At 74.7% G+C, this 24,326-nt stretch carries 23 protein-coding genes; 15 read left to right on the top strand and 8 right to left on the bottom strand.

Going from position 1 to position 24,326, the window contains the following annotated elements; translation table 11 throughout:
- The first annotated feature begins 15 nt into the window (after positions 1-15).
- The 4 genes from HH311_RS05060 to HH311_RS05045 all read left to right on the top strand — a co-directional run bounded on the left by HH311_RS05060 (position 16) and on the right by HH311_RS05045 (position 4,758).
- Entirely contained in the window at positions 16-1,380 is a 1,365-nt protein-coding gene (locus tag HH311_RS05060; protein WP_169182395.1) for a lyase family protein, read from the top strand.
- An 11-nt stretch (positions 1,381-1,391) separates the two neighbouring features.
- Positions 1,392-1,778, top strand: a complete 387-nt coding sequence (gene pcaC / locus HH311_RS05055; RefSeq protein WP_169182394.1) for a 4-carboxymuconolactone decarboxylase — start codon at positions 1,392-1,394, stop codon at positions 1,776-1,778.
- Between the two features lie 91 nt (positions 1,779-1,869).
- Positions 1,870-2,529: a hypothetical protein gene (locus HH311_RS05050; protein ID WP_169182393.1), complete on the top strand. Its 660-nt coding sequence runs from the start codon at positions 1,870-1,872 to the stop codon at positions 2,527-2,529.
- A gap of 219 nt (positions 2,530-2,748) precedes the next feature.
- Positions 2,749-4,758, top strand: coding sequence for an MFS transporter (locus tag HH311_RS05045; RefSeq protein WP_396027424.1), 2,010 nt, complete (start codon positions 2,749-2,751; stop codon positions 4,756-4,758).
- Positions 4,759-5,314: 556 nt separating this feature from the next.
- Here HH311_RS05045 and HH311_RS05040 read toward each other — a convergent pair.
- Both HH311_RS05040 and HH311_RS05035 read right to left on the bottom strand, forming a co-directional pair.
- The gene (locus HH311_RS05040) at positions 5,315-6,136 is read right to left on the bottom strand and encodes a YceI family protein (RefSeq protein ID WP_169182391.1); all 822 of its coding nucleotides are present in this window, start codon (positions 6,134-6,136) and stop codon (positions 5,315-5,317) included.
- A complete protein-coding gene (locus HH311_RS05035; protein ID WP_169182390.1) occupies positions 6,133-7,122 on the bottom strand; it encodes a collagen binding domain-containing protein in 990 nt (329 codons plus the stop codon). Before HH311_RS05035 ends, HH311_RS05040 begins: the two co-directional genes overlap by 4 nt.
- A gap of 383 nt (positions 7,123-7,505) precedes the next feature.
- Here HH311_RS05035 and HH311_RS05030 point away from each other — a divergent pair, with 383 nt between their 5' ends.
- Positions 7,506-8,837 (top strand): acyl-CoA dehydrogenase family protein, encoded by a 1,332-nt coding sequence (locus HH311_RS05030; RefSeq protein ID WP_169182389.1) that lies wholly within the window; start codon positions 7,506-7,508, stop codon positions 8,835-8,837.
- A 27-nt stretch (positions 8,838-8,864) separates the two neighbouring features.
- Positions 8,865-10,265: an FAD-dependent oxidoreductase gene (locus tag HH311_RS05025; protein WP_169182388.1), complete on the top strand. Its 1,401-nt coding sequence runs from the start codon at positions 8,865-8,867 to the stop codon at positions 10,263-10,265.
- A 36-nt stretch (positions 10,266-10,301) separates the two neighbouring features.
- On the opposite strand, the gene HH311_RS05020 is transcribed toward HH311_RS05025, so the two are convergent.
- The 3 genes from HH311_RS05020 to HH311_RS32520 all read right to left on the bottom strand — a co-directional run bounded on the left by HH311_RS05020 (position 10,302) and on the right by HH311_RS32520 (position 11,207).
- Positions 10,302-10,625 (bottom strand): DUF202 domain-containing protein, encoded by a 324-nt coding sequence (locus tag HH311_RS05020; protein ID WP_169182387.1) that lies wholly within the window; start codon positions 10,623-10,625, stop codon positions 10,302-10,304.
- On the bottom strand, positions 10,622-11,011 hold the full coding sequence (locus HH311_RS05015) for a YidH family protein (protein ID WP_169182386.1): 390 nt from the start codon (positions 11,009-11,011) through the stop codon (positions 10,622-10,624). The genes HH311_RS05020 and HH311_RS05015 overlap by 4 nt, the downstream gene beginning before the upstream one ends.
- A gap of 61 nt (positions 11,012-11,072) precedes the next feature.
- Complete coding sequence (locus tag HH311_RS32520; protein WP_282439455.1) at positions 11,073-11,207, bottom strand: hypothetical protein; 135 nt, start codon at positions 11,205-11,207, stop codon at positions 11,073-11,075.
- Here HH311_RS32520 and HH311_RS05010 point away from each other — a divergent pair, their 5' ends adjacent.
- From HH311_RS05010 to HH311_RS05000, 3 genes are all read left to right on the top strand, one after another.
- Positions 11,208-12,107 (top strand): DMT family transporter, encoded by a 900-nt coding sequence (locus HH311_RS05010; protein ID WP_169182385.1) that lies wholly within the window; start codon positions 11,208-11,210, stop codon positions 12,105-12,107.
- 723 nt (positions 12,108-12,830) lie between these two features.
- The gene (locus HH311_RS05005; RefSeq protein ID WP_169182384.1) at positions 12,831-13,580 is read left to right on the top strand and encodes a hypothetical protein; all 750 of its coding nucleotides are present in this window, start codon (positions 12,831-12,833) and stop codon (positions 13,578-13,580) included.
- Between the two features lie 25 nt (positions 13,581-13,605).
- Positions 13,606-14,229, top strand: a complete 624-nt coding sequence (locus tag HH311_RS05000; protein WP_169182383.1) for a flavin reductase family protein — start codon at positions 13,606-13,608, stop codon at positions 14,227-14,229.
- On the opposite strand, the gene HH311_RS04995 is transcribed toward HH311_RS05000, so the two are convergent.
- The gene (locus HH311_RS04995) at positions 14,208-14,672 is read right to left on the bottom strand and encodes a thioesterase family protein (protein WP_169182382.1); all 465 of its coding nucleotides are present in this window, start codon (positions 14,670-14,672) and stop codon (positions 14,208-14,210) included. The genes HH311_RS05000 and HH311_RS04995 overlap by 22 nt on opposite strands.
- 29 nt (positions 14,673-14,701) lie before the next feature.
- Between HH311_RS04995 and HH311_RS04990 the strand changes: the two genes are divergently transcribed.
- Genes HH311_RS04990 through HH311_RS04980 form a run of 3 tightly spaced genes read left to right on the top strand, consistent with a single transcriptional unit; the run spans position 14,702 to position 17,491 of the window.
- Positions 14,702-15,757: an LLM class F420-dependent oxidoreductase gene (locus HH311_RS04990; RefSeq protein ID WP_169182692.1), complete on the top strand. Its 1,056-nt coding sequence runs from the start codon at positions 14,702-14,704 to the stop codon at positions 15,755-15,757.
- Between the two features lie 54 nt (positions 15,758-15,811).
- On the top strand, positions 15,812-16,264 hold the full coding sequence (locus HH311_RS04985) for a MaoC family dehydratase (RefSeq protein WP_169182381.1): 453 nt from the start codon (positions 15,812-15,814) through the stop codon (positions 16,262-16,264).
- 15 nt (positions 16,265-16,279) lie between these two features.
- Positions 16,280-17,491 (top strand): acetyl-CoA C-acetyltransferase, encoded by a 1,212-nt coding sequence (locus tag HH311_RS04980; RefSeq protein WP_169182380.1) that lies wholly within the window; start codon positions 16,280-16,282, stop codon positions 17,489-17,491.
- Positions 17,492-17,612: 121 nt separating this feature from the next.
- On the opposite strand, the gene HH311_RS04975 is transcribed toward HH311_RS04980, so the two are convergent.
- Entirely contained in the window at positions 17,613-18,422 is an 810-nt protein-coding gene (locus HH311_RS04975; protein ID WP_169182379.1) for an enoyl-CoA hydratase/isomerase family protein, read from the bottom strand.
- 205 nt (positions 18,423-18,627) lie between these two features.
- Between HH311_RS04975 and HH311_RS04970 the strand changes: the two genes are divergently transcribed.
- Both HH311_RS04970 and HH311_RS04965 read left to right on the top strand, forming a co-directional pair.
- On the top strand, positions 18,628-19,173 hold the full coding sequence (locus HH311_RS04970; RefSeq protein ID WP_169182378.1) for a MarR family winged helix-turn-helix transcriptional regulator: 546 nt from the start codon (positions 18,628-18,630) through the stop codon (positions 19,171-19,173).
- A complete protein-coding gene (locus HH311_RS04965; RefSeq protein ID WP_169182377.1) occupies positions 19,170-21,965 on the top strand; it encodes an MFS transporter in 2,796 nt (931 codons plus the stop codon). The genes HH311_RS04970 and HH311_RS04965 overlap by 4 nt, the downstream gene beginning before the upstream one ends.
- 82 nt (positions 21,966-22,047) lie before the next feature.
- On the opposite strand, the gene HH311_RS04960 is transcribed toward HH311_RS04965, so the two are convergent.
- Positions 22,048-22,530 (bottom strand): inorganic diphosphatase, encoded by a 483-nt coding sequence (locus tag HH311_RS04960; RefSeq protein WP_169182376.1) that lies wholly within the window; start codon positions 22,528-22,530, stop codon positions 22,048-22,050.
- A 228-nt stretch (positions 22,531-22,758) separates the two neighbouring features.
- Here HH311_RS04960 and dacB point away from each other — a divergent pair, with 228 nt between their 5' ends.
- Positions 22,759-24,276, top strand: a complete 1,518-nt coding sequence (gene dacB, locus HH311_RS04955) for a D-alanyl-D-alanine carboxypeptidase/D-alanyl-D-alanine-endopeptidase (RefSeq protein ID WP_169182375.1) — start codon at positions 22,759-22,761, stop codon at positions 24,274-24,276.
- Positions 24,277-24,326: the final 50 nt, after the last annotated feature.

Below are 24,326 nucleotides of genomic sequence, written 5' to 3'. Positions count from 1 at the left end.
CGCGATGATGCGCCGATGAGCCCCGTCGATGGTCGAGCCCCGCTGCGCTCCGGCTCCGTCGGCCTGTTCGACGAGATCCTCGCCCGCGGCGGCGTCCGGGACGCCGTCGCGGACGCCGCCTGGGTCGCCGCGATGCTCGACGTCGAGGCCGCCCTCGCCCACGCGACCGCCGAGGCGGGCGGGCTCGACGCCGCCGCGGCCGAGGCGGTCGCGGCGGCGTGCCGGCCCGAGCGGTTCGACGTGGCCGAGGTCGCCGTCGACGCCGCGGCCGCCGGCAACCCCGTCGTCCCGCTGGTCGCAGCCCTGCGCGAGGCCGTCCGCGCCGAGGCCGGCGACGAGGCCGCGGCGGCGGTCCACCGCGGCGCCACCAGCCAGGACGTCGTGGACACCGCGAGCGTCCTCGTCACCCGGCGGGCCCTCGCCGTCGTCACCGCCGACCTCACGACCGCGGCCGACGCCGCGGCCGACCTCGCCCGGATCCACCGCGACCGCGCCGCCGCCGGCCGCACCCTGCTCCAGCAGGCCGCCCCGGTCACCGTCGGGCTGCGCGCGGCAGGGTGGGCGAGCGGCCTCGACGACGCCGTGCGGGCCCTCCGGGCGTGGCGCCCGGCGGTCCAGCTCGGCGGGGCGGTCGGGACGCTCGCCGCGTTCGCCGGCCGCGGCCGCGCGGTGCGCGCGGCTCTCGCCCGGCGGCTCGACCTCGCCGAGCCGGCCCTGGCGTGGCACGCCGAGCGCGGCCGGGTCGCCGAACTGGCCGGGCTCCTCGGCCGGGCGGGCGCCGCCGTCGGGTCGGTCGCGACGGACCTGGTGCTGCTGGCCCAGACCGAGGTCGGAGAGGTCCGCGAGGACGTCCCCGGGAGGGGCGGCTCGTCGACGCTGCCCCACAAGCGCAACCCCGTCGCCGCGATCTCCGCCCGCGCGGCGGCGATCGCCGTGCCCGGGCTCGTCGCCGCCCTGCTCACGGCCGCCTCGGGCCACGAGTACGAGCGCGCCGCCGGGCCCTGGCACGCCGAGTGGCGCCCGACGGCGGAGCTGCTGCGCACGGTCGGGTCCGGGGCCGCCTGGCTCGCGGACTCCCTGGGCCACCTCGCGCTGGACCCGGCCCACGTCGCCGCCTCCCTCGACGTCACCGGGGGCCTGCTCCTGGCCGAGAACGTCACGACGACGCTGCGCGGTCGCGTCGGGGACCCGAAGGGCCTGGTCACGGCGGCCGCGGCGCGGAGCCTCGACGAGGACCGGCCGTTCGCCGACGTCCTGGCCGACGCCCTCGCCGGCACCGACGTCACCCGCGCCGAGATCGACGCCGCGCTGGACCCGTCGTCGCACGTCGGCGAGGCCGTCGAGCTCGTCGACGCCTTCCTGGACGCCCGCCACCGGTGAGGAGCACCCTCGTGACCGAGACCCCCGACCTCGACCCCGCAGGCCTCGCGACCCGCCGCGAGGTCCTCGGCGACGAGCACGTCGACCGCGCGCTGGCGGCCGTCGACGACACCACCGCCGACTTCCAGGCCTTCATCACCCGCTACGCCTGGGACGGCATCTGGAACCGGCCGGGCCTCGACCGGCGGCAGCGCAGCATCGTCACCCTCTCGGTGCTCGCGGCGCTGCACCACGACGGCGAGCTCGCCATGCACGTGCGGGCCGCGCTGCGCAACGGGCTCACCCGCGAGGAGATCCGCGAGGTCCTCCTGCAGGTCGGGGTGTACGCCGGGGTCCCGGCGGCCAACCGGGCGTTCGGGGTGGCGCAGCGGGTGCTGGCGGAGATCCCCGACGACTGACGCGCGACGCACGCCGTGGCGGCGCGCGGACCCGCCCACCCGCGCCCACTACCGTGGGCGCCCACAGGGCGGGGCGGCCGAGGGGACGAGGGTGCGGGGACGAGCGGGACGACGGCGGGCGGCGACGGGGTCGGTCGTGGCGGTGCTGGCGCTGTCCGCGCTGCTCGCGGGGTGCTCGTCCACCCCGGAGCTGACGACGCCGCCCATCCCGACCTTCCCGGGTCCGGGTGCCGCCGCCCCGACGTCGACCCCCGCGCCGCGCTCGACGCTCATCCCGACCGACTGCAACCAGATCCTCTCCAAGGACGAGCTGCCGAACCTGCTCGGGCTGCCGATCGGGTCGATCGACGTCCGGGCGCTGCGTGACGTCCCGGCGCCGTCGGTCGGGCGCCTCGAGCGGGTCACCTGCACCTACACCTCCACCGGCGGGGCGGGCGCCCCGTCGCAGGGCTCGCAGGTCCTCAAGATGCTCGCCAGCGGCTACACCACCCCGGAGGCCGCGCAGGCCCAGGTGGCGGTCAACAACCAGGTCGAGCAGCGCTCGGGCGTGAACGGCGTCGACACCCCGATCGGCGCCGCCGCGGGCACCTTCTTCTCCGACCCCGACGGGCCGATCCTCGTGGTGGCCTACCGGCGGGTGACCGTGAGCCTCGCGCTCAACCGCGGGTCGCTCTCGGCCGACCAGGCGCGGTCGGTGCTCGTCGACCTCGCCCAGCGGGTACTCCCGGTGCTGGTCCCCGCGGGCTCCTGAGCCCGGTACGGCCCCGCTCGGCGCACGCCGCGGCCTCTCACGACGCCGCGGTGACCCGCTCGGCGTAGGATGTACTTGCGTAGGCTAACAACGAGGGGGAGGGGTCGCGTGACGACGACGGCACCGACCGCACCGGGCGCCGGGCGGCAGCGGTCCGACCGCTACAAGTGGGTGGCGCTGTCGAACACGACGCTCGGCGTGCTGATCGTGACGATCAACATGTCGATCCTGCTGATCGCGCTGCCGGACATCTTCCGCGGCATCGACATCGACCCGCTGGCGGCGTCGAACATCAGCTACCTGCTGTGGCTGATCATGGGGTACCTCGTGGTCACGGCGGTCCTCGTCGTGAGCTTCGGGCGCATCGGCGACATGTACGGCCGCACCCGGATGTACAACCTCGGGTTCGCGGTCTTCACGTTCTTCTCGATCCTGCTGGCCGTCACCTGGCTGCAGGGCGACGCGGGCGCGCTGTGGCTGATCATCATGCGCGTCCTGCAGGGGATCGGCGGCGCGCTGCTGCTCGCGAACTCGACGGCGATCCTCACCGACGCCTTCCCGACCCACCAGCGCGGCCTCGCCCTCGGCATCAACTCGATCGCGGCCATCGCCGGCTCGTTCATCGGCCTGGTCATCGGCGGCGTGCTCGCCCCGATCAGCTGGCACCTCGTGTTCGTCGTCAGCGTCCCGATCGGCGTCTTCGGCACCGTGTGGGCCTACTTCAAGCTCAAGGAGGCCGGCGAGCGGCACGCGGCGCGCATCGACTGGTGGGGCAACATCACCTTCGCCGTCGGCCTCGTCGCGGTGCTCATGGGCATCACCTACGGCATCCAGCCCTACGGCGGCCACGTCATGGGCTGGACGAGCCCGATGGTGCTCGGTCTGCTCATCGGCGGCATCGTCGTGCTCGGGATCTTCGCGGTGATCGAGACGAAGGTCGCGGAGCCGATGTTCCACCTGTCGCTGTTCCGGATCCGCGCGTTCACGGCCGGCAACATCGCGAGCCTGCTCGCCGCGCTCGGACGCGGCGGTCTGCAGTTCATCCTGATCATCTGGCTGCAGGGCATCTGGTTGCCCCAGCACGGCTACGACTACGAGTCGACGCCGCTGTGGGCCGGCATCTACATGGTGCCGCTGACCATCGGCTTCCTCGTGGCCGGACCGATCTCGGGCGTCCTCTCCGACCGCCACGGTGCCCGCGCCTACGCCACGATCGGCATGGTCGGCGCGGCCGTGAGCTTCCTGCTCCTGAAGTTCCTGCCGGTCGACTTCGCCTACTGGGGCTTCGCGATCATCCTCGCGGTCAACGGCCTGTCGATGGGCCTGTTCTCCTCGCCCAACCGGGCCGCGATCATGAACTCGGTGCCGCCCCGCCAGCGCGGTGCCGCGGCCGGCATGACCTCGACGTTCCAGAACGCCGCGACGGTGCTCTCGATCGGCATCTTCTTCTCGATGCTGATCCTCGGGCTGTCGAGCTCGCTGCCCCAGGCGCTGCGCGGCGGCCTGCTCGCCCACGGGGTCCCGGCCGACGCCGCCCAGCGCATCTCCGAGCTGCCACCGGTCAGCACGCTCTTCGCCTCCCTGCTCGGCTACAACCCGATGCAGACGCTGCTCGGCCCGCAGATCCTCGCGCAGGTCGGCCCGGCGCAGGCCCAGTACCTCACGGGCCGCTCGTTCTTCCCGTCGCTGATCTCCGGGCCGTTCGGTGACGGCCTGACGTTCGCGCTCGTCTTCGCGGCCGCCTGCTGCGTGGTCGCCGCGTTCGCCTCGCTGCTGCGCGGCGGCAAGTACGCCTACCAGGAGCCGGCGGCGGTCGGCGCGACCGGCGACGTCGTCGACGGCGCCCCGGTCGCCCAGGCCGCGGTGACCGCTCCCGAGCGCACGCCCGCCGCGGTCGGCGCGTCGTCGGACGGGTACGGGAACGGCGCGGGGAACGGCACGGCGGTGTCGGGTCGCGTGCTGCAGGGCCGCGTGCTCGGACCGGACGCGACCCCGACGCCGGCCGTCCTCACCCTGGTCGACCGCGCGGGCCGCCAGGCCGGCCGGGCCCTCTCCGACGACGACGGCCACTTCCGGCTCGAGCCCCCGACCCCGGGCGACTTCCTCGTCATCGCCACGCCCCAGGGTTCCGACGGTTCCGTGGCTCCGCGGGCGACGCAGGTGTCGGTGAGCACGGTGCCGGTCGATCTCGACCTCGTGCTGGACCGGCGGGCGGCCGGGCGGTCCTGAGGTCGTCCCGGTCTGCGCTTCCCCCTCCCTCGGCGCCGACCGGGGCTCGGGGCGCGTCCGCGTTCCGGGCCGGTCGCTCGGGTGTCGGTGGTGCCCTCGGTGACCGACGCGCCGCACACACACCGCGGGTCGCGCGTCGATCGGGTCTGGGAGAACCGACGCGCCGCGCACACATCTCAGCCGGCCGGGCCGAAGATCAGGGAGTCGCTGGCCGGTCGGTGGAGATCCGGATGCCGTGTGGTGACTCCTTCTTCGAGAGCCGACACGGTTGTGTGCGCCGCGCGTCGGTGCGGGCGGAACCGAACGTCGGTTGGGCGCCGAACACCCACTCGGCGTGGATCGATGATCAGGGAGTCGCTGCGCGGTCGGTGGAGATCCGATCGACGCATGGTGACTCCCTCGCGGCGGCGCCGAGGCCCTTGGCGCCTCCGCCGCCGCGGCTCTCGCCTCAGCCGGCCGCTCCGTCGGTGCGGTCGGAACCCGGATGCCGGCGGACGCGGGTTGGGTGCGCGGCGCACACCGTCAGCCGCTCGCGCGGCGCAGCACCGAGCCCGGCTCAGCCGGGGAGCCGCACCGCCTCGATGTCGATCTCGATCCGCAGCGTGCGGCCGATCGCGAAGATGCCGGCGATGACCGACTGGTTCCACGAGATGTCGAAGTCGTCGCGGGAGAGCTGCGTGGTGGCCGAGAAGCCGGCCCGCTCGCCACCCCAGAGATCGGGGCCCGCGCCGTGGTAGACGACGTCGAGGGCCACCCGGTTGGCCATGCCCTTGAGGCGCAGGTCGCCGAACATCGTCCAGTGGTCGGCGGTGTGCTGCGCGATCTCGGTGGAGTCGAACCGGATCTCGGTGAACCGGAGCACGTCGAGGAAGTCCGGGGCGCGCAGGTGCTCGTCGCGGCGCTCGTCGTCGGTGTCGACGCTCGCGGCCTCGATCGCCGCCGAGACCCGCGTCGCGGCCAGGTCCGGCCCCATGTCGATGTGCCCGGTGAAGGTGCGCAACCGGCCGTGCACCTTCGTGATCCCGAGGTGGAACGCCGAGGCGGAGATCCGGGAGTGCACCGGGTCGATCTCCCAGCGGCCCGGGGCGGGCAGCTCGAGGGCGCCGGTGCGGGTCAGCACGACCCGCCCGAGCTCGCCGAAGCCGGCACCCCCGACCGGGCGCGCCGCCGGGGTGTGACCGACCGCGGAGGTGATGACGGTGCACGGGCCGGCGGGGAGGTCGTCGACCACGAACGACCCGTCGTCGCCGACCGGCGTGCCGCCGATCTGCTGCCCGGCCGCGTCGATGATCGTGACGACCGCGAACGGCACCGGCCAGCCGTCGCTCGTGACGGCCCGGCCGCTGACCCGCTGGACCCCGTTCTGCGTCGCCGTCATCGGCGCCCGCCGTCGGCGTCGAAGCCGAGGTCGTCCGCGCCCGGGTGCTCGCCGGCGGGGCCCGAGGCGTGGCGGCCGTTGTGCCCGTTGGTGGAGGCGCCGGCCGGGACCGCGTCGCTGCCGAAGTCCTCGGAGCCGAAGCCCTGGGACCAGTCGTGGCCGTCGGACCAGCCGTCGGAGGCGGGGCCGTCGGCCGGGCCGAGGGCGGGCGGGGTCAGGGTGAGGGTGACCTCGGAGGGACGGCCGGTCCCGACCTCGATCTCGCTGGCCACGGGGGCGTACCCGCTGGCGGTGATCGTGTAGGTGCCGGGCGCGACCTCGGGGAAGGTGAACGTGCCGTCGTCGCCGGTCACGGCCGCTCCGACGACGTTGCCGTCGGAGCCCACGAGCGTGGCCAGCGCCTCACCGACCGGGCGGCCGCCCGAGGCCGAGCGCACGACGCCGGTCAGGCGCAGCTGCGTGGCGAGGGCGATGTCGCGGGTGACACGGCCCTCGGCCGGGATCTGCACCGTCTCGGCGACCGGCGTGGTGTCCGGCGCGGCGGCGGTGAGCGTGTAAGAGCCCTCGTCGACGTCGGCGAAGCGGTACGTGCCGTCGGCGTTCGAGCGGGCGACGGCGACGACGGTGCCGCGGACGTCGGTGAGCGTGAGGACCACGCCCGCCGTCCCGACGACACCCTGCTCGCGCCCGGTCCCGACGGTGCCCTCGAGGACCGCGCCGCCGCCGGAGAGCGCCACGTCGTGGCGCAGCGGGCGGTCGGACACCGCGACGAGGGAGGCCTTCGGCTGGTGCGTCGACGAGGAGCAGATCACCAGGAAGGTGCCGCCGGTGGACGGCGCGAGCTGGTAGTGCCCGCCGTCGTCGGCCACCGTGCGGTCGAGCTGGTCACCGGCGAGGTCGCAGAGGGTCAGCGCAGCCCCGGGGAGGGGCGCACCGTCCCCCCTCGTCACCCGACCGAAGATCATGATCGGCTGCTGTCCGTCCACCGTCGCACTCCTCCGCTGTGCCTCGGGGCCGCCGGCTCCGTGTCCGGCGCCGCCGACCTGACCCGGTGCGCGCGCGGCGGTCCCGTCGCCCGTGCACCCGCGAGCCGCCGCTCCATCGCCTACGACGGGCGCGCGCCCCGCTGATGACCCGGTCGCACCGATGATGCCCCGGTCGGGACAACACGTCTCCCGGCTGCTCGCATCCCGCCCGGGCCCACTGTGCTCGCCCGCACGGACGGCAGCCACCCGGTACGCGCCGGACCACCCTGATTTCACTTGAATAGTACAAGCAATTCCTCCGGGCCGCCCGCACGGGTGGTTCGGACCACGATCACCGCCGCGGTCGCGTGGCGGGCTCCCGACGGCGGGGGGAGGCTCGGGTCATGGCCGCGCCGACCGACTCCCGCCCCCCGAGCGAGGACGACCGTTCCGCCCCCGCGCCCGAGGAGGCGGGGGAGTCCGGGGCCGTCCGGAACCCGTTCGACGAGCTGCCGCGCCCGCACCTGGCGCTCGAGCCCGACGGGCCGCACCTCGCGGACTTCTACGCCTACGCGGACCTGCTCACCGACGCCGAGCGCGAGCACCTGCGCCGGCTGCGCGCCTACCTGGCGAGCGACGTCGCGCCGGTGGTCGACGAGGCCTGGGCCAGCGACTCGTTCCCGGACCAGCTGGTCGACGGCTTCGCGGGCCTCGACCTCGCCGGGCTGCCCTACGGGCTCTCCGGCTGGTCCGACGAGCCGGCGCGGCGGGTGTTCATGGGGTTCGTGCACGCCGAGATCGCGCGGGTGGACGCCTCGACCAACAGCTTCTTCGGGGTGCACTGCGGGCTCGCGATGGGCTCGATCGACGCCTGCGGCACCCCCGAGCAGAAGCAGCGCTGGCTGCCGCCGATGGCGCGGATGGAGACGCTCGGCGCGTTCGGGCTGACCGAGCCGCACGGCGGGTCCGACGTCGCGGGCGGCATGGAGACGACGGCCCGGCGCGAGGGAGACGCGTGGGTCATCGACGGGCACAAGCGCTGGATCGGCAACGGCACCTTCGCCGACGTCATCGTGATCTGGGCGCGTGACGTGTCCGACGGCGAGGAGGGCCGGGCCGTGCGCGGCTTCGTCGTCCCCCGCGAGACCGCGGGCCTGACCACCACCAAGATCGAGGGCAAGACCTCGCTGCGCATCACCCAGAACGCCGACATCACCCTCGACGGCGTCCGGGTCCCCGAGGAGAACCGGCTCTCCGGCGGCAAGGGCACGTTCGCCGACGCCGGGGCGGTGCTGCGTCGCACCCGCGGCAACGCCTCCTGGGCCTGCACCGGGGTACAGATGGCCGCCTACGAGCTGGCGCTGTCCTACGCGCAGGAGCGCGAGCAGTTCGGGCGCCCGATCGCGGGGTTCCAGATGATCCAGGACGCGCTGGTCCAGATGCTCGGCAACACCACCGCGTCGCTGGGCATGGCGGCCCGCAACGCGCAGCTGATCGACGGTGGCGGCGGGTCGGACGCGCACTCGGCGCTGGCCAAGCAGTTCTGCGCCGACCGGATGCGCGAGACGGTCGCGCTCGGCCGCCAGGTGGTCGGCGGCAACGGCATCATCGTTGGCAACGGCATCGCGCGGTACTTCGCCGACGCCGAGGCGCTGTACTCCTACGAGGGGACCCGCGAGATGAACACTCTCATCGTGGGGAAGGCCGTGACGGGGCACAGCGCGTTCGTCCGCTGACCCCGGAGCACCGAGGAGGAGGACGCCGTGCCGGACCGGGTGGTCGTCGTCGGGGGCGGGTTCGCGGGGCTGGGCGTGGCGCGCCGGCTCGAGCGCCGGATGCCGGACGCCGACGTGCGCCTCGTCTGCCCCGAGGACTACATGCTCTACCTGCCGCTGCTCCCGCAGGTCGCCGCCGGGGTGCTCCCGCCGGCCGCGGTGACCGCGTCGCTGGCCCGGCGCCTGCGCCGCACCACGTTCGTGCCCGGCCGCGTCGTCGGCGTGGACCTCGACCGGCGTTGCGTCGTGTCGACCAGCATCACCGGCCGCCGCGAGATCCTCGGCTACGACCGCCTCGTGCTCGCCCCCGGCAGCATCACGAGGACGATGGACATCCCCGGCCTGCGTGACTACGGGCGCGGGATGAAGACGCTGGCCGAGGCCCAGTTCCTGCGCGACCACGTCCTGGGCGAGCTCGAGGTGGCCAACGTGAGCGACGACCCCGAGGAGCGCGCGCGGCGGCTGCGGTTCGTCGTCGTCGGCGGGGGCTACGCCGGGGTCGAGACCACCGCCAACCTGCAGCTGATGACGTCGGGCCTCACGCGGCACTTCCGCCGGCTCGACCCCGCGCAGGTGCAGTGGCACCTCGTGCAGCACGGCGCCCAGCTGATGCCCGAGCTCGGGCCGCGGCTGGGCGAGGACACGCTGCGGGTGCTGCGCCACCGCGGCGTCCACGTCGACCTGCGCACCAGCCTGACCTCCGCCGACGACTGCTCGGTCACGCTCTCCGACGGCCGGCGCCTGGAGACGAACACGCTCGTCTGGACGGCCGGGGTGGCGCCGAACCCGCTCGTCTCCCGGCTCGGCGCGGACACCGAGAAGGGCCGGCTGGTGGTCGGTGCCGACCTCGCCGTGCCCGGCCACCCGGAGGTGTTCGCGCTCGGCGACTGCGCCGCGGTCCCCGACCTCGCCGCCGGGGACGGGGCGGTCTGCCCACCCACCGCGCAGCACGCGACCCGGCAGGCCCCGGTCGCGGCGGACAACGTCGTGGCGAGCCTGCGGGGCCGGCCGCTGCGCCGCTACCGGCACCGCGACCTCGGCCTCGTCGTGGACCTCGGCGGTCCCGACGCGGTGGCCAAGCCACTGCACGTGGACCTCTCGGGGCGGCCCGCCCAGGTCGTGACCCGCGGCTACCACCTCGCCGCGATGGGCGCGCCGGTCGCGATGGCCCGGGTGGCCGGCAACTGGGCGCTGCACGCCGCGACGGGGAACTCGTCGGTGCGGCTGGGCTTCCTCACGCGCTCGTCGGGGCGGCTGGCCGAGTTCGAGCACACCGACGACTACCTGACCCCGGAGCAGGCCCGCCGGGCGGTGGAACAGGGCGGCGACCCGGTGCCCGGGGCGACGGCCGGGGTCCCGACGCCGGGCCCGGCGGGGCGGGCGCGGTGACCTGACCCGAGGTCGGGCTGGTGCGCGGGCCCTCGCTCACCTCTCCACGGCCAGGACGACGCCGGACACCACCGCGAGGACCACCACCGACCAGCCCAGCGCCAGGACAGCGCCCCGCGCCGCCAGTGGACGCGGCAGGGGGGCGTGGCGCAGGACCCGCGTGCGGTGCGCCCCGTACGCCGCGGTGGCCAGCGCCACCAGGAGCGCCATCGACGCGGGGACCAGGGCCACCGAGACCTGCGCGTGGGTGAGCTGGCGGGCGGCGAGCAGGACCGCGTTCGCGGCGACGGCGAGCGAGGTCCGGCTCCACGCCAGCCCGCTGCGCTCGGCCTGCAGGCCCGCGTCGGACGGGCTGGTCACGTCCCGCCCCGCAGCGCGATCAGCGCGAGCCCGAAGAGGGCGAGCACGACGAGGCCGGACCCGAGGGCCCACGGGACGCGCTGGCGCGGCAGCGGGCGGTCCCGGCGGATCGCGGTCTCCACCGAGCGCCAGCGCAGCACCCCGGCGGCCGCCGCCACCACGGCGAGGACGGCCAGCAGGGCCCCGGCGAGGGCCCGGGCGCCCGGCAGCGGGAACGCGGGGACCAGCTGGACGACGGCCACCCCCGCCGCGAGCAGCGAGAGCGAGGTGCGCAGCCAGGCGAGGAAGGTCCGCTCGTTGGCCAGCGTGAACCGGTAGTCGGGCTCGTGCTCGTCGTCGGGCCCGGCCGTGCGCTGCTCCTCGCGGGCGTCCACGCCCTCGCTCATCCCCCGCCTCCCGCTCGTTGAATGTCCGTACATTAGACTACGCCGGCCGGTGTCGTCCACGTCACCCGCCGGGGTCGGCCGCGCGCGGGGGCGGGGGGATGCGCCCGTCGGCCGCGCCCGCCGTACGGTCGTCGGTGACGACGACGGGTCGGTCGGCGCGGTTCGCGGGAGGCGGCACGGTGGGGCGGTCGGGCACGTGAGACCCCCCGCGCCCCCGCTGGAGGCCCACCCCGTCGCCGCGGTCCTGCTGGCACTGTGCTCGGCGTTCCTCTACGCGCTGGCCGCCGCGCTGCAGCGCCTGGCCGCCGCGCGGGCCGCCCACGAGGGCACCCACCCCCGCGACGGCCGGGAGTTCTTCGCCGCCCTCGTCCGGATGCCCCTGTGGTGGGCCGGGATCGGGTCGATGGCGTGCGGCGCCGCGGTGCACGTCGTGGCCCTCGGGCTGGGGTCGGTGACCCTCGTGCAGCCGGTGGGGGTGCTGGCGCTCGTGCTCGCGCTGCCGTTGGACGCCCGGCTCGAGCACCGCACCGTGCGCCGCGCGGAGTGGGCCTCGGCCGCGGTGCTGGTGGCCGGGCTCGCCGGGCTGCTCACCCTGGCCCCGCACCACGCCGAGACCCGCCCGGCCGGGTCGGGCGGGCTCGTCGTGACGGCGGTCGTGGCGGCGGTGGCGCTCGCGCTCATCGCCCTGGTCGGCAACCGGCTGGGCTGGCGCGGGCGGGCGGTGTCCCGCGCGGCGGGCGCCGGACTGTGCGCCGGGGTGACCTCCGGGCTGGTGCGTCCCGTGCTGCACGGGTTGCACCGCGGCCCGCTCGAGGCCGGCGTCGTCGTCGCCGGGATCGCCGTGGTCGTCCTGCCCGTGATCGGCGTGCTGCTGCTCCAGACCGCCTACCGCGACGGCGGCCTCGACGCGGCACTCGCGACCCAGACGACCATCGACCCGGTGGTCGCCGGGACCATCGGCATCGTGGTGCTCGACGAGCGCTTCGAGGGCGGCGCGACCGGGGCCGGCTTCGCGGTGCTGTGCGCGGCGGTCACCGTCATCGGGCTCGTCGCGCTCATCCGCGCCGGGCCCACTCCTGCGCACCCGGGTGTCTGAGCGTCACCCCGGGAACCGCCGTGCCCATCTGCCGACCGGAGAACGCGACCGAGTGTGACGCAGAGTGTCGGTTGGGTCACATCGTTCGTCCGATGGCGTGGAACGGATGTTCCTCCTGTTCCACTCCGGCGCCGCGGCGTGGGTCCTCCGCCCTCGGACGGGGTCGTTGTCCCTGGTCACGGCCTCGCCAAACCCCCCGTCGGAGTGGTCAGGGCGGGCCGGGTCGCGATGGGTGACCGTCGTAGGGTCGGGCCATGACCCAGACGCCGATTTACGACGAAGTCCGGCGTAGCTTCGGTCGCGCCGACCGGAGCCTCGAGCGGCGTTCCTTCCGCGGCGACGACGCCGCGGCGTCCGAGCGGGCGTCCCGGCCGATCATGCTCCGCGGCTCGGGTGGGCGTCATCGACGCTCGGGGGACTGAGGGCGGAGCCCGGCCGGACCCCTCCGGCTCGGGCGCGCACCGTCCGGCGGCCCGCCCGGGTCCGCCCGCTGCCGGTCCACCCGGCACCGGCCCCTCGGGGGCAGGACCGCCCGGTGCAGGACCGCCCGGTGCAGGACGGCCGGGTGCGGGACGGCCCGACCCCGGGCGCCCAGCTCCTCCTCCCGGCCGGGCAGGTCCGCCGGCGCCCGGAGCGACCCGCCCGCCCGAGGGCGGTCGGCCCGTGCCCGGTGGACCCCCGCGTCGCCCGCCGCCGGCCCCTTCGGAGGAACCGACGCAGGCCGTGCCTCCGGCCGACGGCACCACCCCACCCGCCGGCGGGGGTGGCGGTCTCTCCGGCGTCCGCGTCACCGGCCAGGCCCTCGCGGCCGTCACCACCGCCGCCGCGGGGGGCTTCCTCGGCGGCGCGGGCGGCACCGTCGCCGGGGCCGCCGTCGCCTCGGTCGTGACGACCGTCGGCGAGGCGATCTACCAGCGCTCCCTCGAACGCACCCGCGACCGCGTCCGCAACCGCATCGATGCCCACCGCACGCGCGCCGGCCGTCCCGCCGACGGGGCCACCGCGGTCATGGGCAGCGGCGCCGCCGACGCCACCCGGGTGGCCCCGGCCCCCGTCGGGACCCGCGTCCTGCCGGCCGGGGAGCCCGACGAGCCGGCGCCCGACGAGAACCCGACGGTCGCGCTCACCGCGCGGCCCGCGCGCTCGGGCAACGGCAAGCGCGTCGCGGTGCTCGCCGCCACCGGCATCCTGATCTTCCTCATCGCCATGGTCGTCGTCACCGGCATCGAGCGCGTGAAGGGCTCGCCGCTCTCCGGCGGCCAGGGCACGAGCATCGGCGAGGTGTTCGGCACCGCGCCGTCCACCACGACGACCAGCGGATCCGGCGACGACGACGAGACGACGTCGGCCCGCGCCACCGAGTCCGGGGAGGCCACGTCCACCCGCGCTACCACCGCGACGCCTACCACCGTGACGACCACCCGGTCGCGGGGCGGCGCCGCGGAGACCACGCTGGAGACCCCCACCCCGTAGAACCACCCCTGGAGGCCCGCCCGCCGTGCGCACCGACTTCGACCCCACCGAGCTCGGCGCCCGCGCCTTCTACAAGCTCCTCAACGCCGTCGTCGTGCCGCGGCCCATCGCGTGGGTGTCGACGACGTCGGCGGACGGCGTCGACAACCTCGCCCCCCACTCGTTCTTCACTGTCGCCTGCGTCGACCCGCCGGTCGTGCAGTTCACCTCGGTCGGGCGGAAGGACTCGCTGACCAACGCCGAGGACACGGGCGAGCTCACGGTGTCGCTGGTCCCGGAGTGGCTCTTCGAGGAGGCCAACGCGACCGCGACGGACTTCCCCCGCGAGCGCGGCGAGTTCGCCGAGGTCGGGCTGGCCAAGGAGCCCTCGGCGCGGGTGCGGCCGCCGCGCGTCGCCCAGTCGCCGGTCGCGCTCGAGTGCACGCTGCACTCGACGGTCCGGCTCGGCGACTCGACCGTGGTCTTCGGGCGGGTGGTCCACGCGGCGGTGTCCGACGACGTCCTCGTCGACGGTCACCCCGCGATCGACCGCCTCAAGCCGCTCGCGCGCCTGGGGCGCAACGAGTGGTCGACCATCGGGCAGGTCCTCGACAAGTCCCGCATCCGGTTCTCCGACTGGCCGGAGGGCTACGAGCCGGCGGGCTCCTGAAGGGGGGCCCCGCAGATCCGGTCGAAGGCCGCGGGGTCGGCGGAGTGCTCGCGCAGGCGGCCCCGCGGGTCGGCGACGAGCCGGCGGGTCGCGTGGTCGAGCATCCCCATGACCCCGGTGAGCGTCGCGGCCACCGTGTCGCCACGCCGGATCTCGGCGTTCATCCGGAACGACTTCCCGGCGCCGAACCGCACCTCCGTCACCACCTCGACCTCCTCGCCGACCCGCAGCTCGGCGAGGAAGCGGACGGTGGTCTCGAGGATCACCGGGCCCAGGCCCGCGGCGGCGAGCGGGGCGATCCCGACCCCGGCCGCCCGGAGCGTCTCGGTCCGGCCGTGCTCGCCGTACTGGTGGTAGACGGCGTGGTTGAGGTGGCCGTTCGCGTCGGTCTCGTAGCCGCGGACGACGACCGTGACGGAGTGCTCGGCGGTCGTGGTGCTCACGGACGCAGGATCGTGGCAGGGTGCGGGTCGTGCGCATCGGGATGGGTCTGAACTACAGCGGCGGGTTCGAGGAGAGCGTGGCCGAGCTGGCCGAGCACGAGAAGGCCGGCCTCGACATCGTCTTCGTCCCCGAGGCGTACAGCTACGACGCGGTCAGCCAGCTGGGCTTCATCGCCGCGCGGACCGAACGCGTGGGCATCGCCTCGGGCATCCTGCAGATCTACACGCGGACGCCGTCGCTGACCGCGATGACCGCGGCCGGGCTGGACTACGTCTCCGGCGGCCGGTTCACCCTCGGGCTCGGCGCCTCGGGCCCGCAGGTGATCGAGGGCTTCCACGGGGTGCGCTACGACGCCCCGATCGGCCGGACCCGCGAGATCATCGACATCTGCCGCCAGGTGTGGCGGCGCGAGAAGGTGCAGTACTCCGGCAAGCACTACACGATCCCGCTGCCGCCCGAGCAGGGCACCGGTCTGGGCAAGCCGCTCAAGCTGATCAACCACCCGGTGCGTGAGCGCATCCCGATCCTCGTCGCGGCGCTGGGCCCGAAGAACGTCGAGCTGGTGGCCGAGAAGGCGGAGGGCTGGCAGCCGATCTTCTTCGTCCCGGAGAAGGCGCAGGAGGTGTGGGGCGACTCCCTCGCCGCGGGCACCGCGAAGCGCGAGGCCGATCTCGGGCCGCTCGAGGTCTACCTGCAGTGCTCGTTCTGCATCACCGAGGACGAGGCCGTCGCGACGCAGATGCTCGACGGGATGCGCGGCTTCGTCGCGCTCTACGTCGGCGGCATGGGCGCCAAGGGGAAGAACTTCTACAACGACGTGGCCCGCCGCTACGGCTACGAGGACGAGGCCGAGACCATCCAGGACCTCTACCTCGACGGCAAGAAGGAGGAGGCGGCGGCGGCCGTCCCCGAGGAGCTGCTGCGCGCCATCTCGCTGATCGGCCCGCGCTCCTATGTCGCCGAGCGGATGGCCGCCTTCGCCGAGGCCGGCGTGACCACGCTCAACCTCACGCCGTTGGGCGGCACCCCCGCCGAGCGGGTGGCCCTGACCGGGGCGGCGAAGGAGATCGCGGCCGAGCTCTAGTCCGGCTCCGGGCCGGTGCCGGTGCCGGTCCGGTTCGATCGAGGAGGAGCAGGCATGCGGAAGTTCGCCGACGTCGAGGAACTGCGCGCCGCCGTGGGGGAGGACCTCGGCACCAGCGAGTGGGTCACGGTCGACCAGCAGCGCATCGACGTCTTCGCCGACGCCACCGACGACCACCAGTGGATCCACGTCGACCCCGAGCGGGCTGCGCAGGGCCCCTTCGGGAAGACCGTGGCGCACGGCTTCCTGACCGTGGCCCTCATGCCGAAGTTCGGCTGGGACACCTTCGAGGTCAGCGGCGTCTCGATGACCGTGAACTACGGGCTGAACAAGGTGCGGTTCCCGGCGCCCGTGCCGGTGGGCAGCCGTGTACGGGGTCACTGCCGTCTGGTGGAAGTCACCGACGTGGCGAACGGTGTGCAGGCCACCATCGGGGGGACCGTCGAGATCGAGGGATGGCCGAAGCCGGCGTGCGTCGCCGAGGTCATCCTGCGCTACATCCTCTGACCGCAGGAGAGAGCCGTGAGCGAAGCCGTCGTCTGTGAGCCGATCCGGACCCCTGTCGGGGGGTTCGGGGGGTCGTTGCGTGACGTGGCGGTGCAGGAGCTGGGTGCGACGGTGATCCGGGAGCTGGTGCGCCGCACCGGGGTCACCGCCGAGGTGATCGACGACGTGGTGTTCGGGCACTGCTATCCGACGATGGACGCCCCGGCAATCGGGCGGGTGGCGGCGCTGGACGCGGGGCTGGAGGTGTCGGTGCCAGGCCTGCAGATCGACCGGCGCTGCGGGTCGGGGCTGCAGGCGGTGCTCTACGCGGCGATGTCGGTGGCCTCGGGGGGCGCCGAGGTGGTGCTCGCCGGTGGGGCGGAGTCGATGTCGGGGGCGTCGTACTTCACCGACGCGGTGCGGTGGGGCACCAAGGCGGGCGGGTTCGAGATGAAGGACTCGCTGGCCCAGGGGCGGGTGTGGGCCGGCGGGGTGAACCACCCGGTGCCCGGCGGCATGATCGAGACCGCGGAGAACGTACGGAAGCGGTACTCGATTCCGCGCGAGGAGCAGGACCGGTTGGCGGTGCGCAGCCACGAGAAGGCGACCGCGGCGGTCAAGGAGGGCCGCTACGCCGACGAGCTGGTGCCGGTGACGATCCACGGCCGCAAGGGCGACACCGTGGTCGATCAGGACGAGCACATCCGCCCGGACGCCTCGTTGGAGTCGTTGGCGAAGTTGCGCCCGATCATGGGTCGGCAGGACCCGGAGGCGACGGTGACCGCGGGCAACGCCTCGGGGCAGAACGACGGCGCGGCGGTGTGTCTGGTGACGACGCCGGAGAAGGCGGCGGCGCTGGGGCTGCGGCCGTTGGCGCGGTTGGTGTCGTGGGGGGTGGCCGGGGTCGGTCCGGAGGTGATGGGGATCGGGCCGGTGCCGGCGACGGAGAAGGCGCTGGGCCAGGCGGGGCTGTCGTTGGCGGACATGGACGTGATCGAGCTGAACGAGGCGTTCGCGGCGCAGGCGTTGGGGGTGGGCCGGGAGTGGGGGATCGACCTGGTCTCCGACGAGCGGGTCAACCCGAACGGTTCGGGGATCTCGCTGGGGCACCCGGTCGGGGCGACCGGGGTGCGGATCCTGGCGACGATGCTGCGCGAGATGGACCGCCGGCAGGCCCGCTACGGGCTGGAGACGATGTGCATCGGCGGCGGTCAGGGCCTCGCCGCGGTGTTCGAGCGGGTCGCCTGACGCGCCAGCGGTGGTCCCGTATCGGCCGTCGCCGGGCTCCCGTGCTCGATCAGGAGCACGTGGAGCAGGCGCGGCGGCCCCGGCACAGGTCTGGTGTGCCCGTCGCCGGACGGCCGGACGATCAGCGTCCCTGCCACCGCGGCGGGCGCTTCTCCCGGGCCGCCGCGCCGCCCTCCTTCGCGTCCTCCGTCGCCCCCGCGACCCGGCGCATCGTCTCGCCGAACCGGATCGCGTCCGTCTGCGACATCTCCGGGCCCCGGCGCGCGACCTCCTTGATCGCGCGCTGGGCCAGGGGCGCCCCGGCGAGCAGCCGGTCGGCGAGGCGCCCGGCCGCGGGGAGGACGTCGTCGTGCTCCACCACCTGCAGCGCGAGCCCGATCTCCTTCGCGCGCGCCGCCGAGATCGTCTCCCCGGTCAGCAGGAGCTCCATCGCGGGCTGCCAGCCGAGGCGCTGCGGCAACCGCAGGGCCCCCACGATCGTCGGGACCCCGAGCTTCACCTCCGGGTAGCCGAACGTGGCGCGCTCGGAGGCGACGACGAAGTCGCACCACGTCACGAGCGTCAGCCCGTAGCCGAGGCAGAGCCCGTTCACCGCGGCGATCACCGGCTTGTGGAGCTCCCAGCCCGACTCGAACGAGTTCACCGTCGGGCGCTCCCAGAACGACCCGGGGAACTCGCCGGCCGGGTTGCGCTCCGAGCCGAAGTCGGCGCCGGCGCAGAACGCCCGGCCGGCGCCGGTGACGATGCCGACCCAGGCCTCGTCGTCGGCGGTGAAGCGGGCGAACGCCGCGTTGAGGCCGTCGCGCATCGCGCCGTCGATCGCGTTGAGCTTGTCCGGCCGGTCGTAGGTGAGGGTGGCGACGTGGCCGGTGCGCTCGTAGCGGACGCGGTCGGCGAAGCGTTCGGACACGTCGGGGGCCTCGTCGCTCATGGGCGGGCACGCTAGCGATCCGGCGGGAGCACCGGTCGTCGTGAGTGTGGCTTTCCGGACGCTCAACGTCTGCGATGCGACACCGCTGACAGCCCACCCGCCCGGCTGACTCGCGGATCACACCGCCCCGACCGGGTACCCGAGTGGCCCGGGCCCCGGTCGAGGTGCATAGTTGTAGAGACCAAGCGATTGTACGGAGCACGCAATGAACGCAGCGATCGGCGCCCCGCCCGGACCGCCCCCGATCCCCGAGGGGGCCGACGAGCGCTGGGCCACCTCGGACCGGATCGGCCTCCAGCTCATCCGGCTCATCCGGCTCATGGAGCGCAAGCGGGTGTCCAAGGGGCGGGTGGGTGACGACGGCGTCGAGCGCGCCGCGTACGTCCTGCTGGCCCGGCTCGTCATCGACGGGCCGCACCGGTCGAACGCGCTCGCCGAGGCCGTGCACTCCGACCCCTCGACCGTCAGCAGGCAGATCGCCGCGCTCGTACGGATCGGGTACGTCGAGCGACGTCCCGACCCCGCGGACGGCCGCGCGTGCCTGCTGGCCGCCACCGACGAGGGCCACCGGGTGTTCGAGGCCAACCGCGACCTCCGCAACCGCGAGATCAGCCGCATCACGAGCGACTGGGACGAGACCGACCGCGAGCGGCTCGTCGAGCTCATGGACCGCTTCACCACCGCGCTCGAGGCGCACCACCCCGAAGCCCACGACGTCCCCGCCCCCCAGGGCGCGGAGGAGGACCGATGACCACCACGACCGCGTCGTCCCCGGCGGTCGGCACCACCGGCGCGAGACCCGCGCCGGCGGGCAACGCGACGGGCGGCTTCACCCACCGCCAGGTGCTGACGATCCTGTCCGGGCTCCTGCTCGGCATGTTCCTGGCCGCGCTCGACCAGAACATCGTCTCCACGTCGATCCGCACCATCGCCGACGACCTGAACGGTCTGAACCTGCAGGCCTGGGCGACGACGGCCTACCTGATCACCGCCACGATCTCGACGCCGCTGTACGGCAAGCTCTCCGACCTCTACGGCCGCAAGCCGTTCTTCCTGTTCGCGATCGGCGTCTTCGTCATCGGCTCGGTCCTCTGCACGATCTCGACGTCGATGTACGAGCTCGCGGGGTTCCGCGCCCTCCAGGGCATCGGCGCCGGCGGGCTCATGAGCCTCGCGCTCACGATCATCGGCGACATCGTGCCGCCGCGGGAGCGCGCCCGGTACCAGGGCTACTTCCTCGCGGTGTTCGGGACGTCCAGCGTCATCGGGCCGGTCGTCGGCGGGTTCTTCGCCGGGACCGACTCCATCATCGGCATCGACGGCTGGCGGTGGGTCTTCCTCGTCAACGTCCCGATCGGGATCGCCGCGTTCGCCGTCGTGTGGCGGGTGCTGAACCTCCCGCACACCCGGCGCGAGCGGCGCATCGACTGGCCGGGCGCGGTCTCGCTGGCCGTGGCGCTCGTCCCGCTGCTGATCGTCGCCGAGCAGGGCCAGAGCTGGGGCTGGGGCTCGGGCAGCGCGCTGCTCTGCTACGGCATCGGTGTCGTCGGGCTGATCGCGTTCGTGGTCGCGGAGCGGGCCTACGGCGACGACGCCCTGCTGCCGCTACGGCTGTTCCGCAACGGCGTCTTCTCGCTCACCACGGTCATCGCGATCATCACCGGCATCGGCATGTTCGGCGGCATCGCGATCGTCCCGCAGTACCTCCAGATCGTGAACGGGTCGACCCCGACGCAGGCGGGCCTGCAGATGATCCCGCTGGTCGGCGGGCTGATGCTCGCGTCGATCGTCTCCGGTCAGCTCACCAGCCGCACCGGGCGCTACAAGGTGTTCCCGGTGATCGGCCTCGGCCTGATGACCGTGGGGATGCTCCTCTTCCACTTCCTGCTGCACGCCGACACGCCGTACTGGGAGATCGCGGTCCTCATGGTCGTGTTCGGCCTGGGGCTCGGGAACTGCATGCAGACCCTGGTGCTCGCGGTGCAGAACGCGGTGCCGGCCTCGGACATGGGTGTCGCTACCGCGTCGGCCACGTTCTTCCGCCAGATGGGCGGGACGCTCGGCGTCTCGGTGTTCCTGTCGATCCTGTTCTCGACGGTCGGCGGCAACATCGTCTCGGCCTTCCGGGGCGCCGCCGCCTCGCCGTCCTTCCAGGCCGCCCTGGCCGACCCGTCCGTCGCGGCGAACCCGGCCAACGCGGCGGGCGCGAACCCGGCCGTCGGCGTGGCACAGGTCGTGCAGGACTCCTCGATCCTGCAGCGGATGGACCCGCGGATCGCCGAGCCCTACTTCGCCGGCTTCGCCCAGTCCATGGACCTCGTCTTCCTGGTCGCGGCCATCGTCATCGCCGTCGGGTTCGTGCTGATCTGGTTCCTCAAGGAGGTCCCGCTGCGCACGACGTCGGGCATCCAGGCCCGGCAGGCCGAGGAGGCCGGTCCGGGTCGCGGGCCGGGCTCGGTCGACTCCGCGGCCGAGGTCACCGGCCCGGCGCGCGGCGGTCTCGACGTCCCGGTGTCCTCACCCCCGGTGGGCGCGGCGGGGGCCGCGGGCAGCGACCGCACGGCCCGGCTCGTCGACGGTGCCCGGCCCTCGCCGGTGCCGCGCTCGACGCACGGCCGGCACGAGGCCCCCGAGGTCGCCCCGGCCCACCACGGTGACTCCGTCGTCCTCGGCACCCTCGCCGACACCGCGGAGCGCTCCGACGCGGACCGCTTCGGCCACGGCGTCGACGACGGCCTCGTCGGGGTCCCGATGGCCCTGCACGCCCTGGACGGCACCGTCGTCGACCGCACGTTCTCCGCGGCCGACGGCTCGTTCCGCCTGCACGCGCCGGGCGCCGGCAGCTACGTCGTCGTCGCCAACCCGCAGGTCTTCCGCCCGCACGCCGAGCTGGTCGCCCTCGAGGGGGCGCCGGTGCACCGCCGGTTCGTGCTGCGCCGGGCCACCCCGGTCAGCGGCTCGGTGCGTGACGTCGCCGACCTCCCGGTGGTCGGCGCGACCGTGACCGTCACCGACGCCTCCGGCGGGGTGCGCGCGGTCCGGCGGACCGGCACGGACGGCACGTGGGAGTGCCCGGAGCTCGAGCCCGGCACCTACACCGTCGCGGTGCTGGCGCCCGGGCGGGAGCCGGTGGCCGACCGGCTCGTCGTGGCCGCGCCGTCGCCCGCGGGCCGGCGGGGCACGCGGCACGACGTGCGGGTGCCGGTCGTGCGCCACGCGGTGCGCGGCCGGGTCACGTCGAGCTCGGGCCGGTCGGTGCCCGAGTCGCTCGTGGTGCTCATGGGCGCCGACGGCCGCGTCGTCGCCTCGACCGTCACCGACGGCACCGGGCGCTTCGCGATCGAGGACCTGACCGAGGGCCGCTACCTGCTCACCGCGAGCGGCTATGCCCCCGTGACGGCCCAGGTGACCGTGGAGCGCGACGGCGGGGAGCCCGTCGAGCTGGTCGTCGAGCCCCCGCGTCCGGCCACCCCGTCGGCGCTCGACGGCCCGACCGAGACCGACCTCGACGCCGGCACGACGCCGCTGCCGGTCACGCGGTAGCCGCGGGGCCCACCCGCGTCAGCACGAACGGCCGGTTCGTGACCGAAGAAGGTCACGAACCGGCCGTTCGTACGTCGGCGCCTCAGTGGTTCTCGGCGCGCTTGAGCGACTCGCGGATCTCCTGCTCGGCGTCCGAACGCCCGACCCAGGACGCGCCCTCGACGCTCTTGCCGGGCTCGAGGTCCTTGTAGACCTCGAAGAAGTGCTGGATCTCGAGGCGGTCGTACTCCGAGAGGTGGTGGATGTCGCGCAGGTGCTCCTGGCGCGGGTCGCCCGAGGGGACGCAGAGCACCTTGTCGTCGCCGCCCTTCTCGTCGGTCATGCGGAACATGCCGATGGCGCGGGAGAGGATCAGGCAGCCGGGGAAGGTCGGCTCCTGGACGAGCACCAGCGCGTCCAGCGGGTCGCCGTCGAGGCCGAGGGTGTTCTCGATGTAGCCGTAGTCGGCCGGGTACTGCGTGGCGGTGAAGAGGGTGCGGTCCAGACGCAGGCGGTTGGACTCGTGGTCCATCTCGTACTTGTTCCGCTGACCCTTGGGGATCTCGATCAGAACGTCGAACTCCACGGCGCGTCCTCACTGCTCCACGCCGCGGCCCGGGCCGCGGCTGCTGTGTCCCCGCTCGGGGATCGTTCCCGTCCGTGTCCGGGCCTCGTCACCCGACCGGACCCGGGAACCGTCGTCGGTCGCGTCTAGTGTGTCGCATCGCGACGGCTCCGCGGTGACGGCGGGGAGTGGGTCTGGTCGCAAGGGTGAGGTGGCCCGGGGTCGAGCGCAGCGACGGGAAGGAGCTGTGTGACGGCGAGTGGTGTCGGTCACCGTGCGGGGTCCACCCCGGCGGGTGACGACGGCACGCCAGGCACACCCGACGAACCCCCGACGAGGCGTCGCGGCGGCGGTCACCGCGCCGAGGTCCCCCGCTCGCGGCGGATCGCCCAACGGCTGCTCGTCGGGCTGGTCGTGCTCCTGCTGGTGGTCGGGGCAGGGACCGCGGCCGTCCTGACCGCGCCGGGCCTGGCCCGCCGGCTCGGCCTCCCCGTGTCCGCGGCGGTGGACCCGCCGGCGCCCGTGGCCTTCGTCCCGCAGCTCGGCCCGCTCCCCGCCGGGGCGCCCACGCCGACGGCGGCCGGGGTGGCGGGCGTGCTCGACGGCCGCGTCGCCGGCCTGGGTGACCTGACGGGCGTCGTCGTCGACCCCGCGCACCCCCAGCAGCCGCTGTGGCAGCGCAACCCGGCCGAGCCGCAGGTGCCCGCGTCGTCGACGAAGCTCCTGACGACGTCGGCCGCGCTGCTCTCGCTCGACCCCGAGACCCGGTTCACGACGACCGTCGTCGCCGGCCCGACCCCCGACTCGGTGGTGCTCGTCGGCGGCGGCGACCCCACGCTGTCCTCGCTGCCCGACGGCCGCGACTCGGTCTACCCGGGCGCCGCCCACCTCGACGACCTCGTCGCCCAGGTCCGGGCCGCCCGCGGGACCGCGCCGTTGTCCACCGTCTACGTCGACGACTCCCGCTACAGCGGCCCCCTGCTCGCCGCCGGCTGGGATCCGGCCGACATCGCTGGCGGCAACCTCACCCCGATGGTCCCGGCGATGCTCGACGGCGGCCGGCTCGACCCGACCGCCCTCGACGGCGCCCGCACTGCCACCCCCACCGAGGACGTCGGGCACGCGCTGGGTCAGCGGCTCGGCGCCGCCGTGCAGGTCGAGCAGGGGTCCGGGCCCGCGAACGCGCGGGTGCTCGGCACCGTCCAGTCGCCGCCGCTGACCGAGCTGATCCACACCGCGCTGACCAACTCCGACAACGTCCTCGCCGAGGCGATCGGTCGGGAGGTCGCCCGGAAGGCCGGCGCCCCGGCCTCGTTCGACGGCGCCGCGTCGTCGGTGACGAAGACCCTCGCCGCGCACGGGGTCGACGTGTCGTCGGTGACCCTCTCGGACACCTCGGGGCTCTCGACGAACGACCGCATCCCGGCCTCGGTCCTCGCGTCGGTGCTCACCCCGGCCGCGGCGCCCCTCGGCGCCGACCCGCGGACCCCGGCCCTGCGCCCGGTCCTCGACGGGCTCCCGATCGCGGCCGGCACCGGCACGCTCGTCGACCGCTTCACCCCGGACACGCCCAACGGCGACGCCCGCGGGTACGTCCGGGCCAAGACCGGGACCCTCACCGGCACCAACGCGCTCGCCGGGGTGGTCCCCGACGACGACGGGCGCCTGCTCGTCTTCGCGTTCATGTCCAACGGCCCCGACCCGGTCGGGGCCCGCCCGCGACTGGACGCGCTGGCCGCGGCGCTGCGCGGGTGCGGCTGCCGCTGAGCGCGGCCGCCGTACGGTGGAGGAGTGACCGTCCAGGACACCCCCGCCCC

Source organism: Actinomycetospora sp. TBRC 11914, from assembly GCF_012933465.1.
Lineage (GTDB): Bacteria > Actinomycetota > Actinomycetes > Mycobacteriales > Pseudonocardiaceae > Actinomycetospora.
This window is presented reverse-complemented; position numbering and strand designations above follow the sequence as displayed.